A 12834-nucleotide genomic window follows, 5' to 3' on the forward strand; every position below is an offset into this window, starting at 1 on the left:
TTAGAGGTTGTCGCTGATCCAGGCGGTGGTGAGGTTGGCTTCGTTTTGGAAGAGCTCTGCGAGTGCTTCGCCAACTTTGGGTTCGATGGCTGGGCCCATGAATGGGATGTTGACGGTGATTTCGTTGGCGTAGGTGAGTGTGGTGGTGGTGCCGTCGGATTGCGGAGTGATGGTGCCGGAGAAGTCGACGGGGGTGCCCTTAACGTCGGCGGTGTAGGCGATCTGCGAGCCGACGGTGACAACGCGCTTGACCTTAAGCGCCTGGCTGATCATGCCGCGGACGGCTTCGGGGAGGATGTCGAGTGGCAGGACTTCGTAGAGGACGGCGGTGGTGGTGCCGTCGGTGTTGGTGAGTTCGTGGAGTTCGCCTGGCTCGGGGCTGAGGTTGGCTGCGATGTAGCTCCAGTAGTCTGCGGAGGCGAAGGCCTGTTGAACTTTTTCCAATGGGTGGCCGATGGTTGCGGTGTTTTCGCTTCGCGTAGTCATGCATTCAGACTACCGTTTATGGGGTGACTTACGAAGATCTGGCAGATGTTTTGGCGCAAGTAGAGGGCATTTCCGGTGCTGAGCTGGTGGATGTGCGCTTTGCGGAGCTCACCACGTTGCACCTCGGCGGGGCGCCGCTTGCGGCGGTGCGTGTTCATGAGGGGGAGGCGCTGGCGGGGGTGCTGAGGCTCCTCGACACCGCCAAGGCCGAGGTCCTCATCGTCGGCGGCGGCTCGAACTTGGTGATTGCCGACGGCCAGGTGCCGGTCGTTGCAGTGCTGCTGGCGTTCGATGGGGTTGAGGTGAACCCGGCCACGGGTGTGCTGGTGGCTGAGGCGGGCGCGGTGTGGGACGAGGTCGTGGAGTTGAGCGTGGAGCTGGGCCTCGGCGGCATCGAGTGCCTCTCGGGCATCCCCGGCTCAGTCGGCGCGACGCCGGTCCAAAACGTGGGCGCCTATGGGGTGGAGATCGCCGATGTGCTCACGCGGGTCAAGCTGTACGACCGCCGCACTGGTGACGTCGGCTGGCATCCCGCCAGCTCCCTGGACCTTTCCTACCGCCATTCCAACCTCAAATTCACCAACCGAGCCGTGGTGCTGGCCGTGGAGCTGCAGCTGCGCACCGACGGCCTCTCCGCCCCGCTGCGCTACGGAGAGCTTCCCGACGAGCGCAGGCCCGTAGCCGAAGTGCGCGAATCCGTGCTCGCGCTGCGACGGGGCAAGGGCATGGTGTACGACCCCGAGGATCACGACACCTGGTCTGCTGGGTCCTTCTTTACCAACCCAATCCTCCCTCATGGACAAGTCCATGAGGGAGGGCCGGAGTTCCCTGCTGATGAGGGGATGGTCAAGCTCTCGGCGGCCTGGCTCATCGAGCATTCCGGCTTCCCCAAGGGCTACCCCGGCGAGGGGGCGCCCGCGCGTTTGTCTACCAAGCACACGTTGGCCCTGACGAACAGAGGCGCGGCCACGACCGCGGACCTTGTGGCGTTGGCCGCTGAGGTCCGCGATGGCGTGTACCGCGCCTATGGGGTGGAGTTGGTGCCCGAGCCTGTATGGGTGGGCGTGGAGCTGCCGCCTATTTCGACGAGCGATTGATGATCTCGGCCTGGACCTCGCGGCGGCGGATTTTGCCGGTGAGGTCGCGGTTGAGTTCGTCGAAGTGGTAGAAGGTGCGCGGCACCTTGTAGCGGGTGAGGTTCTCGCGGCAGTACTGCTTGAGGCCCTCGGGGTCCAGCGCGGCGCCTTGGCGCAGGGTGATGGCGGCCACTACGTTTTCGGAGCCGTCGGGGCGGGGGAGGCCTACCACGGCGGAGTCGCTGACGTCTGGGTGTCCGTTGAGCACCTCTTCCACTTCCGCTGGGTAGACGTTGAAGCCGCCGGTGATGATCACTTCCTTGATGCGGGCGACTAGGCGGATGAAGCCGTCGGATTCCATTACGCCGACGTCACCAGTGCGGTACCACCCCTCATGGAAACTCGCGGCGGTCGCCTCAGGCTGGTTGAGATAGCCCTGGAAGACCTGGGGACCCCTCACGAGCACCTCCCCCTCGGTGCCGTCGGGCTGCGTCTCGGAGGGGTTGTCTGGGTTGGCGATGCGGATCTCGGTGTCGGGGAATGGGATGCCGACGTAGCCTGGGCGGCGGTCTGAGGACATCGGATTGCCCGTGATGATTGGGCCGGTTTCGGTGAGGCCGTAGCCTTCCACCAACAGGCCGCCGGTGAGCTCCTCCCACTGCTCAACCGTGGAGGTAGGCAGCGTGGATGCCCCGGAGAAGGAGTTGCGCACGCCGTTGATGTTGATGCCTTCGGCCTTGGCGGCGTCGACAATCTTTTGATAGAGCGTGGGCACACCCGGAACCCAGGTGGGGGTGCGCTTCTTCATGACCTTCATAATCAGCGGGATCTGCGGCGCGGGGAGCAACTCCACGCAGGCGCCCACGTAGATCGCCAGGTTCATCACGATGGTCACGCCGTACGCGTGGAACAGCGGCAGCGCGCCGAGCATACGTTCGTCTTGGTTGCCCAGGCCCTTCACCCACGCCTTGCCCTGCAGCAGGTTGGCAAAGAGGTTGCCGTGGCTGAGCTGCGCGCCCTTCGGGGAGCCAGTAGTGCCGGAGGTGTAGAGGATCAGCGCGATGCTGTCCTTGGTGACCTCCGGGTTGGATTCCAGGTCCTCGCCCTGCCCGCCGAGGGCTGCTTCCATGAGGACGTTGAAGGGGATGGAGCGCGGCGCGGTGCCGTGGAGCTGGTCGCGCTTCTTCTTGATCGCCGGGATCGGCAGGCGCAGGGCGAGCTGCTGTACCTTTGGCATGGCTTCGATCATGTTCACCGAGACGATCGTCTCCAGAGGGGTGGTGTGACGCAGCTTCTCCAGGGTGGCAACGGCCTTGTCCCACACAATTGCTACGCGCGCCTTGTGGTCGTTGAACGGCGCCTCCAGCTCGTGGGCAGTGTAGAGCGGGTTGTGCTCCACCACGATCGCGCCGAGCTTCAACACCGCCCAGTAGGCAACGATGTGCTGCGGGCAGTTGGGCAGAGCAATGACGACGCAGTCACCGGGGCGCACACCCAAGGCCCGAAGTCCGGCTGCGGCGCCGCGCACCTGCTTATCCAATTCGTTGTAGGACATTTGGCGGCCAAAGAATGCGGTTGCGGGCTTGTCGCCGTTGAGGGCGAGGTTATTGTCGTAGCAATCCAGCAAGGTGGTATCACCGTATTCCAAGGAATGCGGCGTCCAATCCCCGTAGTGCTCCAGCCAGGCTTTGGTCTCAAATGCTTGGGACATATTTGAGTGGTTCCTCTCATGAATATCGTTCGGTGCGCGAGCACGATTGAAATTAGAGCTTACCCTCATGTTTTCTCATACGGGGGGTTGTTTAGGATGGAAACCATGCGCATCGCAATGATTTCCATGCATACCTCGCCGCTAGAGCAGCCCGGTTCGGGTGACGCCGGCGGCATGAACGTCTATGTCCTAAATGTTGCAAAGCAACTGGCAAAGCAGGGCATGGAGGTGGACGTGTTCACCCGCGCTACCCGCCAAAGCCAGGGCGAGGTGGTGCAGGTGGCGCCTCGGCTGCGGGTGATTAACATCGTCGCCGGCCCGTATGAAGGATTAGCCAAGGAGGAGCTTCCCACGCAGCTCGCCGCCTTCTCCGGCGGGGTGGTGCAGCACGTCCGACGCGAACAGGTGGAGTATGACCTCATCCACTCCCACTACTGGCTTTCGGGTCAAGTGGGTTGGCTGCTGCGCGATATCTGGAGCATCCCGCTCGTGCACACCGCGCACACCCTGGCTGCGGTGAAAAACTGGTCCGGCTCCAGCGAGTCCGAGGCCCGCCGCATCTGCGAGCAGCAGCTGGTGGACAACGCCAACGCCCTGGTGGTCAACACCACCGAAGAACACAGCGACCTTGTGTACCACTACGATGCCAACCCGGAGAAAATCCAAGTCATGACCCCCGGCACAGATGTGGAGGTGTTCACCCCCGGCACTGAGCGCAACACCGAACGCGCGCGCCGGGAGTTGGGCATCCCGCTGCATGCCAAGGTGGTGGCGTTTGTGGGTCGGCTCCAGGAGTTCAAAGGCCCGCATGTGCTCATACGTGCGGTGGGGGAGCTCATGAGGGAGCAGCCGCAGCGCAACCTGCGCGTGCTCATCTGCGGCGGCGCGTCTGGCGCGGCGGCGAACCTCGCGCACTACCAACACCTCGCGCACAGCGAAGGGGTGAGCCACATCGTCCGTTTTCTGGAGCCGCGACCCCCGGAGGAGCTGGTGAGTGTGTACCGCGCTGCGGACGTCGTCGCTGTGCCCAGCTACAATGAGTCCTTCGGCCTTGTTGCCATGGAGGCGCAGGCCTCGGGGACCCCGGTGGTGGCTGCGCGCGTCGGCGGGCTTCCCATTGCCGTGGTGGAGGGTGAGACGGGCGTGCTGGTTACGGGGCATGAGTCCGCGGACTGGGCGGAGGCGCTGGGGCAGTTGCTCGACGACGACGCCACCCGCATCCGCATGGGCGTAGATGCTGTGCGGCACGCCAATAACTATTCTTGGGCGGCTTCGGCGGCGGTGTTGGCGGGGATTTATTCAGATGTCCTCTCCTCATGGGAAGCTGAGGGCGGTGAGCAGGAGCGTCAGGCGCACGGGTAGGGCTGGTTGGGGGAAATGTCACTCCGAGCTGCCGCGGGTGCGAAAAGATGGCAAACTTGTGGGCATGACTCAAGGAAAACTGATTCTTCTCCGCCATGGCCAAAGCGAATGGAACGCTTCCAACCAGTTCACCGGTTGGGTGGACGTGAACCTCACCGCACAAGGTGAGGCAGAGGCAAAGCGTGGCGGCGAGCTGCTGAAGGAAACTGGTGTGCTTCCTGAGGTGGTCTACACCTCCCTGCTGCGCCGCGCTATCCGCACCGCAAACATTGCGCTGAATGCCGCTGACCGCCACTGGATCCCAGTGGTGCGCGATTGGCGCCTCAATGAGCGCCACTACGGCGCGCTTCAGGGCCTGAACAAGGCCGAGACGCTGGAGAAGTTCGGCGAGGAGCAGTTCATGGCGTGGCGTCGTTCCTACGACACCCCACCGCCAGTGCTGGAGGATGACAACGAGTTCTCCCAGGCCGGCGACGTCCGCTACGCAAACCTGGACTCCGTCCCACAGACCGAGTGCCTCAAGGACGTAGTGGAGCGCTTCGTGCCTTACTTCGAAGAAGAGATCCTGCCTCGTGCAAAGCGCGGCGAGACCGTGCTGATCGCTGCCCACGGCAACTCCCTGCGCGCGCTGGTCAAGCACCTGGACAACATCTCTGATGCGGACATCGCAGAGCTCAACATCCCAACGGGTATTCCGCTGGTGTACGAGCTCGATGCAGAAGGCACCGTACTCAACCCAGGTGGCACCTACCTCGACCCAGAGGCCGCAGCAGCAGGCGCCGCAGCGGTAGCCGCCCAGGGTAAGTAAGTCCTGGCTTGCTGATATCCGATAGCCGATAGCTGGTAGCCGATAACAGTGGCAGTTTTCGCCGCATTCTTGTTGGGCGTGGTCCTCATGGGCCTCGCCCTACCTACGTTTCAGTGGTTCCGGAGCAGACTGCGCAGGTACCGCGCGGCGGCAACGCTCACTGAAAACCAAGTCACCACCGTCTCCCAGATGCTGCACCTCACCGTGCAGGGTTCGCCAACAGGGGTGACGGTAGTGGATCGCACAGGGACCGTGCTTCTCTCCAACGCCCGAGCCCACGAGATGGGCGTGGTGCATGAACGCACCATCAACGAGCAGGTGTGGGAGGCAGCGAGACAGTCCTTCCAGGACGAGGAAACCCACGTCTTGGAAATGTCTACCGCACATCGCCGGGTGGGCCAGCGGATTACGAGCGTACGCGCCGTCGTGAAGCCCCTGACCCTCGTTGATGACCGCTTCGTGGTGGTGTACTCCACGGATGAGTCGGAGTCGCGCCGTATGGAGTCTGCGCGGCGAGACTTCGTTGCCAACGTCTCTCATGAGCTCAAAACGCCAGTTGGGGGCATGGCGTTGCTCGCGGAGGCAATCGTGGAGGCCTCCGATGATCGTGAGCAGGTGGAATACTTTGGCAACCGGATCAACAAGGAAGCCCACCGCCTCGCGGACATGATCAACGAGCTCATCTCCCTGTCCAAGCTGCAGGGCGCCGAAGCGCTGCCGGACATGGAAGAGGTCAAGCTCGATGAGGTGGTGGATGAGGCCATCAACCGCAACAAGCTCGCCGCGGATAACGCCGGCATTGAGCTGCTGAGGGGGCGCCGGGGTGGCGGGGTGAGTGTGCTGGGGGACCGCTCGTTGCTCATCACCGCGGTGAGCAATCTCATCAGCAATGCCATCAACTATTCGCCCACCTCAATGCCGGTTTCTGTGTCCACCAAGGTGGTCAATGATGAGCTTGTGCTCATACGGGTGATTGATCGCGGCATTGGCATCGCTCCGGAGCACCAGGACCGCGTGTTCGAGCGCTTCTTCAGGGTGGATAAGGCCCGCTCGCGTTCTACCGGCGGCACGGGTCTGGGCCTTGCCATTGTGAAGCACGTTGCGGCGAATCACGGGGGAGATATCAAGCTTTGGTCTCGCCTTGGCACTGGTTCTACATTTACTATCGAGTTGCCCATCTACAATCGTTCCAACACCACCACTGAGCCTGAGCGCCCCACGCTTGAGCCTGACCTCACCCTGCGCGCGGTGGGCGCGCGCCGAAAGGACAAGTAGCAATGACCACCATTCTGCTCGTCGAGGATGAAGAGTCCCTCGCTGATCCCCTTGCCTTCCTGCTCAAGAAAGAGGGCTTTGAAGTGATCGTCGCCGGCGACGGCCCCACCGCCCTCATCGAATTCGAGCGCAATGAGGTAGACATCGTGCTGCTCGATCTCATGCTTCCGGGGATGTCAGGTACCGACGTCTGCAAGCGGCTGCGTGCCGTCTCCCATGTCCCGGTCATTATGGTGACCGCCCGCGACTCGGAGATTGACAAGGTTGTAGGCCTAGAGCTGGGGGCCGACGACTACGTCACCAAGCCATACTCCTCCCGGGAGCTCATCGCCCGTGTGCGCGCCGTCCTGCGCCGTGGAGGCGAGGTACCTGTCCATGAGGAAGAACATGAGCAGATCCTGGCCGGCGGCCGTGTCCGGATGGACGTAGAGCGCCACACCGTTTCCGTGGACGGCGCGGAGGTGGCCATGCCGCTTAAGGAGTTCGACCTCCTCGAATACCTCATGCGCAACTCTGGGCGGGTGCTCACCCGCGGCCAGATCATTGACCGCATCTGGGGCGCCGACTATGTTGGCGACACCAAAACCCTCGACGTCCACGTCAAGCGCCTGCGCTCCAAAATCGAGGTGGACCCCAAGCACCCGATCAACCTCATCACGGTGCGTGGGCTGGGGTACAAGTTCGAAGCCTAGCCCCTCATGAGCACGGGTCAGCAGGGTGAGCCACGAAACCCGAAACGCCCCTGCTCTGCCGTGCCAACAGATGGGCCTTGAGGGCGTCGAAACCCGCATTGCCCATGAGGGCGATGAGTTCGGCTTGCATCGTTTGCCACAGCGGTTTGTCCGAGGTGTGGCAGCCGGGTGCGCTGCTGCAGTACCAGTCGAAGTCCTCGCCGCCTGAGCCCCAGCCACGGCGGTCGTATTCCGTGATGGTGGTGCGGAGGATTTCGTGGTCGTCGGGCCGGGTTTCGTATGCCTCGATGCGGCGGACGGGGAGCTGCCAGCAGACTTCGGGTTTCACCACAGTCAAATCCTCCCCCTCATGGACAGCCCATTGGTGGATGGCGCAGCCGGGGCCAGTTCCCCAGCCTTCGCGATTGGCGAACACGCAGGCGTTGTTCATGAGGGAGGTGCGGAGGGCGGGTTCGGGCTCGCCTTCGTCGTTGTCCAGGGTGTCCCATTCCAACCAGGGCTCCAGGTCTGCAGCGGTATTGGCGTGGGTGGCTCGTGCGAGCACGGCGTCGCGGTGTTGCCAGAAGCGGGCGGGCATGCGGGTGACGGCGTCGTGAAGTTGGGCGCGGTCCTCTTCATCGGTGAGGAAGGCGCCGTGGACGCAACAGCCAACGTCGGGGGCTTCGGCGCTGATGCCCTTGCAGGCGCTCGTGCCAAATTGGCAGGCGTAGTGTGATTCCAGCCAGGTGAGATCGATTGCAAAGAGGTGATCTGGGTCTGCTGGGTCGGTGAATTCGTACCATTCGCGAGGAAAATCCGGCGGTGTTTCATTTCCGCTCAAAATGGACATTCCCGCAGGTGAAGCCTGTGGAAATCCTAAGGAAACCTTTGCGGGGGTAGATTTTTTGCTGGGCTGATTCACACTTTCCTAGGCTATACCGTCTAACCTTAAACCGTGAGATTAGGTGTGCTGGACGTGGGAAGTAACACGGTCCATATGGTTGCGGTCGATGCCAAGCAGGGTGGTCGGCCTACTGCGATGAGCGATTGGAAGACCCCACTGCGCTTGGTGGAGTACCTTGACGCGGACGGTGCGATCGACGCCAAGGGCGTGCAGAAGCTCGTCGATTCTGTTGCGGAAGCCTCTCAGCTTGCCACGCAGTTGGGCTGCGCGGAGCTGATGCCCTTCGCTACGTCGGCGGTGCGTTCCGCCACGAATTCTGACGCTGTGCTGGACACCGTGGAGCAGGAAACCGGCGTGCGCCTGGAGATCCTCTCCGGCCCTGACGAGGCCCGCCTGACCTTCCTCGCGGTTCGCCGCTGGTACGGCTGGTCCGCCGGTCGCATCATCAACCTGGACATCGGCGGCGGTTCCCTGGAGCTCTCCACTGGTGCTGAGGAACTGCCGGATGCCGCGTTTTCCCTGGATCTGGGCGCGGCGCGGCTCACGCACAACTGGTTCGATACGGACCCGCCGGAGCGCAAGAAAATCAACCTGCTGCGCGACTACATTGATGCGGAGCTTGTCGACGCGGCCAAGGGGATCCGGGCTCACGGCGAAGCGCGCGTTGCGGCGGGCACGTCCAAGACCTTCCGGACGTTGGCACGCCTCACCGGCGCGGCCCCCTCATCAGAAGGCCCATACGTGACTCGCACGCTCACTGCGCCAGGTTTGCGGCAGCTTATCGCGTTTATTTCCCGCATGACGGCTGCAGACAGGGCAGAATTGGAGGGAGTGAGCTCGAGCCGGTCTCATCAGATCGTGGCGGGTGCGTTGGTCGCGGAGGCTGCTATGCGTGCGCTGCGGATTGAAAGGCTTGAGATTTGCCCTTGGGCATTGCGCGAGGGCGTGATTTTGCGCCGCATGGAGCAAGGGTTAGATACTGTATTGGACAATCAAGGAGGTACCGAGGCATGACCGAGAAGCAACTGACGGTTGCCGAGCTGCTGGCTCGGTCCGGCAAGGCGGCCGGCGAGGGGGAGTCGACCCGCCGACGCCGGCGCCGTAGCCTCGAAGAAGGCGGCATTTCCGTAGCGGAGCTCACGGGCAACATCCCCAAGGTGGACGCAAAGCCGGCGGAATCGAAGCACTCCAGCCATCCCATCGATGAGGAGCACGCCGAACCCAAGCCCTCACCAAATCCGAAGCCGGCGTTCAACGCGGCCAAGGTAGCACCAGCGGAGCCGGAGAAGGCGCCTTCGAAGGTTGCTGACGACGAAACCATCGTGCTTTCTGTCGTGGATGAAAAAGATCCCGTTCGGTTGACCACCGGCTCCTTCAAGGCGGTGTCAACTCCAGCGCCAACCCAAACCCCAGCTCCCACTCCCACTCCGGCTCCGGTACCAGCCGCCACCGCCGTGCGAGAGCCCGCCCCTGCTGAGCAGGAAGGTGACGCCGCAGCGGATCTCGATGCTCATGAGGGGGCTGCCGACGTCGGAACCGCTGCCCCAGAAAAACCCGCCCTCGGGGTGGTTCTGCTGATGGCCGCGGTGGGCACGATCCTCGGTGCCGCCGTGTTCAAGGTCTTCGAGTGGCTGTGGGGTAATTTGAGCACGCCTGTGGTGGTGGTGCTCGCGCTGCTCGTAGTGGCTGCGTATGTGGGTGTGGTCCATGTGATGCGCACGGAGAATGACAAGTTCAACAAGGTGCTCGCCGCCGTGGCTGGCCTGTTGATGACCTTCGGGCCCGCATTGGTGGTCTGATCGCACTTCTTGCCGACGGCGCTGTGACTGTGAATGGTCACGGCGCCGTTTGCTTTTCGCTACGGTGGATTCCATGACATCTGCAACTTCTTTGTCCATTGCAATCCTCGGCGGCGGGAAGATCGGCGAGGCGCTGATCGCGGGCCTGGTGGCTGGCGGCGTGAATCCTAAGGACATTCACGTGACCAACCGCACCGAGGCCACTGGGCAGGCACTCGAAGAGCGCTACGGCGTGGTGCCCATGACGGACAACAACGGCGCTGCCAGCGACGCCGATGTGGTCTTCCTCTGCGTCAAGCCCAAGCAGATCGTGGGCCTGCTGGAGGAGGTCGCGCAGACCATCGACAACAACGCCAACACCGTGGTGGTGTCCATGGCCGCGGGCGTGACGAACGCCGCCATGGAGGAGGTGCTCGCCGCGGGCTCGCCGGTGGTGCGGGTGATGCCGAATACTCCGATGCTCGTGGGGGCGGGCATGTCTGCCGTGGCGCCTGGGCGCTTTGCCCGCGAGGAGGACGTGGAACTTGTCACCGAGCTGCTGGAGAAAGTCGGCGAGGTTACGGTGATCGAGGAATCCGAGATGGACGCCGTGGTGGCGCTCTCCGGCTCAGCTCCGGCGTACTACTTCCTGTTCACCGAGGCCCTCATCGACGCTGGGGTGTCGTTGGGATTGCCTCGCGACGTCGCCAAGCGTTTCGCGGTCTCCAGCGCCGCCGGCGCGGGCAAGATGCTCGCGGAGCTGGGGGAGGAGCCAGCGACACTGCGGGCCAACGTCTCCTCGCCCGCGGGGACCACCATCGCGGCGCTGCGCGAATTGGAGGAGTCCGGGCTTCGCGGGGCGGTGTACCGGGCGGCGGAGGCGTGTGCGCAAAGGAATAAAGAATTGGGGTAACCCCCTCATGAACACCAAAGGTGCTGGTGAGGGTGCCGTTACAGGTGTGAAAAGCGTGACAATTGGCCATTTGTGAAAAATTTGGCACCCCGTGAGTCGCAATAGTCACACCTTTCACGCTAGGCTGTAGCGAGCACGTGCGTGATTGTTCTGCGGGAGGGGAAGCCTGCAGCGCGCCACTTGCTGAAGGGTGAAAGAAATATGGCAAATAAAGAAAATGGATCGTTCCTGACGGTCGCTGAGGTCGCAGAACTCATGCGCGTGTCCAAGATGACTGTGTACCGCCTGGTTCACTCCGGTGAACTGCCAGCGGTGCGCGTTGGACGGAGCTTCCGTGTTCACGAGAAAGCGGTGAACGACTACTTGGATTCCTCCTACTACGAGGTTGGTTAGTTTCCAAGGATCCATGCCACAAGCAAAAGCTCCCCTCATGAGCTCATGAGGGGAGCTTTTGCTAATCCTATTTGCTGGTCGGTATGATTGATCCCATTCGTGTCGCCGCCTCTCCCATTTTGCGCACCGCGCATCACTGGCATCACTGAACGTGCACTTCGGGTTGCAGGTGAGAGGAGTTTTCGGCTGGCAGGGAAGTACGTACACCAACGAAGAAGCGAGGGAAACCTAGAATGGGTTCTGTCATCAAGAAGCGCCGCAAGCGCATGTCCAAGAAGAAGCACCGCAAGTTGCTGCGTCGCACTCGTGTGCAGCGTCGTAAGTTGGGCAAGTAACACATCGCGCCGCCAAGAAGGGTTCTCCCTTCTGGGCGGCGTTTGTGTTTCCGCTAGTTTTTGAGTGCCCGCCAGCCGCCGAAGCTCAGGGCGGCGGTGGCCAGTGCTGGCATACCGAAGGTGCGCACGGCCTTGCGGATGGAGCGGTAGTCGTACACCTGCCAGCCGCGCGCCTTGGCCTCCTTGGCAAGCTGCCGGTCAGGGTTCACTGCAACGGCGGTGCCCACCATGGAAAGCATCGGGATGTCATTGATGGAGTCCGAATAGGCGGTGCAGCGCTGCAGGTCCAGGCGCTCCAGGGTGGCCAGGGCTGCCACGGCGTGGCGCTTACCAGGGCCGTGGAGAATGTCTCCCACCAGTCTGCCTGTGAACACACCGTCTTCCACCTCGGCTACGGTGCCCAGGGCACCCGTAAATCCCAGGTGCTTCGCCATCACTTGGGCGAGCTGCACGGGCGTTGCAGAAACCAGCCAAACCTGATGCCCTGCCTGGATGTGTTCGTCGGCAAGTAATTTTGTACCCGGCCAGAGGCGCTCAGACATTTTGGACTGCATGATTTCCTCGCACAGTTCATTGATCTCGGACACTTTACGGCCCTTGATGAACTCTAGGGCCTGTTGGCGGCCTTCGGCGACGTCGGCGGCGTTTTCCGCGCCCGTGACCCGGAATTTTATCTGCTTCCACATCACCGGCAGCATCTCCGAGAATTTGAAGTAGCGCTTCTTGGCCAGGCCGATGGCGAAGACGATCAGCGAGGAGCCCTGGATGAGGGTGTTGTCAATGTCAAAGAACGCCGCGGCGCCCACGTCCTGGATGATTTCCGGGTCCGGGGTATTCACGTGGAGCGTGCCCGCGGCCTCGATGGAGCCGGTCACGGAGTCAAGTCCAGAGGTGTACTGCGCGAGGTCCAAGCCAAACAGTTCCGCGGCGGCGACGGCAGCGGCGGCCTCACCGGCCTCACGCTGCGTTGCATCATCGACGGGCGGCAGCGCGTATTCCTCAAGGAAGCGGCGCAAGTTGCCGCGGGTGGCCGACCAACCGGCGAGGAAGTCCTGGGGGGTGTGGTGCCAAGAGGGGGAGTGTTCGCTCACGTGCTTCAAGCTACCTTTGCAAAGTTGAGTG

General features: G+C 62.6%; 14 protein-coding genes. 10 read left to right on the plus strand and 4 right to left on the minus strand.

Annotated features, from left to right (window positions below; translation table 11 throughout):
• On the minus strand, nucleotides 1-486 hold the full coding sequence (locus NQ050_RS01120) for a DUF2505 domain-containing protein (RefSeq protein WP_257037409.1): 486 nt from the start codon (nucleotides 484-486) through the stop codon (nucleotides 1-3).
• 23 nt (nucleotides 487-509) lie between these two features.
• Between NQ050_RS01120 and NQ050_RS01125 the strand changes: the two genes are divergently transcribed.
• Nucleotides 510-1583, plus strand: a complete 1074-nt coding sequence (locus tag NQ050_RS01125) for a UDP-N-acetylmuramate dehydrogenase (protein ID WP_373456386.1) — start codon at nucleotides 510-512, stop codon at nucleotides 1581-1583.
• Here NQ050_RS01125 and NQ050_RS01130 read toward each other — a convergent pair.
• The gene (locus NQ050_RS01130) at nucleotides 1564-3273 is read right to left on the minus strand and encodes a long-chain-fatty-acid--CoA ligase (protein WP_257037410.1); all 1710 of its coding nucleotides are present in this window, start codon (nucleotides 3271-3273) and stop codon (nucleotides 1564-1566) included. The genes NQ050_RS01125 and NQ050_RS01130 overlap by 20 nt on opposite strands.
• A gap of 105 nt (nucleotides 3274-3378) precedes the next feature.
• Between NQ050_RS01130 and mshA the strand changes: the two genes are divergently transcribed.
• The 4 genes from mshA (at nucleotide 3379) to NQ050_RS01150 (ending at nucleotide 7410) form a co-directional block, all read left to right on the plus strand.
• Nucleotides 3379-4635, plus strand: a complete 1257-nt coding sequence (gene mshA / locus NQ050_RS01135) for a D-inositol-3-phosphate glycosyltransferase (RefSeq protein ID WP_257037411.1) — start codon at nucleotides 3379-3381, stop codon at nucleotides 4633-4635.
• 64 nt (nucleotides 4636-4699) lie between these two features.
• Entirely contained in the window at nucleotides 4700-5443 is a 744-nt protein-coding gene (locus NQ050_RS01140; RefSeq protein WP_257037412.1) for a phosphoglyceromutase, read from the plus strand.
• Between the two features lie 48 nt (nucleotides 5444-5491).
• The gene (locus tag NQ050_RS01145; protein WP_257037413.1) at nucleotides 5492-6718 is read left to right on the plus strand and encodes an ATP-binding protein; all 1227 of its coding nucleotides are present in this window, start codon (nucleotides 5492-5494) and stop codon (nucleotides 6716-6718) included.
• 2 nt (nucleotides 6719-6720) lie between these two features.
• Nucleotides 6721-7410, plus strand: coding sequence for a response regulator transcription factor (locus NQ050_RS01150; RefSeq protein WP_257037414.1), 690 nt, complete (start codon nucleotides 6721-6723; stop codon nucleotides 7408-7410).
• Between the two features lie 4 nt (nucleotides 7411-7414).
• Here NQ050_RS01150 and NQ050_RS01155 read toward each other — a convergent pair whose 3' ends face one another.
• Nucleotides 7415-8311, minus strand: a complete 897-nt coding sequence (locus NQ050_RS01155) for a hypothetical protein (protein ID WP_373456387.1) — start codon at nucleotides 8309-8311, stop codon at nucleotides 7415-7417.
• Between the two features lie 33 nt (nucleotides 8312-8344).
• On the opposite strand from NQ050_RS01155, the gene NQ050_RS01160 reads away from it, so the two are divergent.
• The 5 genes from NQ050_RS01160 to NQ050_RS01180 all read left to right on the plus strand — a co-directional run bounded on the left by NQ050_RS01160 (nucleotide 8345) and on the right by NQ050_RS01180 (nucleotide 11712).
• Nucleotides 8345-9307 (plus strand): Ppx/GppA phosphatase family protein, encoded by a 963-nt coding sequence (locus tag NQ050_RS01160; RefSeq protein ID WP_257037417.1) that lies wholly within the window; start codon nucleotides 8345-8347, stop codon nucleotides 9305-9307.
• The gene (locus tag NQ050_RS01165) at nucleotides 9304-10092 is read left to right on the plus strand and encodes a hypothetical protein (RefSeq protein WP_257037418.1); all 789 of its coding nucleotides are present in this window, start codon (nucleotides 9304-9306) and stop codon (nucleotides 10090-10092) included. The genes NQ050_RS01160 and NQ050_RS01165 overlap by 4 nt, the downstream gene beginning before the upstream one ends.
• A 73-nt stretch (nucleotides 10093-10165) precedes the next feature.
• Nucleotides 10166-10984: a pyrroline-5-carboxylate reductase gene (gene proC / locus NQ050_RS01170; RefSeq protein WP_257037419.1), complete on the plus strand. Its 819-nt coding sequence runs from the start codon at nucleotides 10166-10168 to the stop codon at nucleotides 10982-10984.
• Between the two features lie 201 nt (nucleotides 10985-11185).
• Nucleotides 11186-11377: a helix-turn-helix domain-containing protein gene (locus NQ050_RS01175; RefSeq protein WP_257037420.1), complete on the plus strand. Its 192-nt coding sequence runs from the start codon at nucleotides 11186-11188 to the stop codon at nucleotides 11375-11377.
• Nucleotides 11378-11610: 233 nt separating this feature from the next.
• Nucleotides 11611-11712, plus strand: coding sequence for a 30S ribosomal protein bS22 (locus tag NQ050_RS01180; protein WP_003402602.1), 102 nt, complete (start codon nucleotides 11611-11613; stop codon nucleotides 11710-11712).
• A 53-nt stretch (nucleotides 11713-11765) separates the two neighbouring features.
• Here the strand turns inward: NQ050_RS01180 and NQ050_RS01185 are convergent, their stop codons facing one another.
• Nucleotides 11766-12803 carry an HAD-IB family hydrolase gene (locus NQ050_RS01185; protein ID WP_257037421.1) on the minus strand — a complete coding sequence of 346 codons (1038 nt, stop codon included), beginning with the start codon at nucleotides 12801-12803 and terminating at the stop codon, nucleotides 11766-11768.
• Nucleotides 12804-12834: the final 31 nt, after the last annotated feature.

This window comes from Corynebacterium sp. 122RC1, assembly GCF_024580955.1.
GTDB lineage: Bacteria > Actinomycetota > Actinomycetes > Mycobacteriales > Mycobacteriaceae > Corynebacterium > Corynebacterium kozikiae.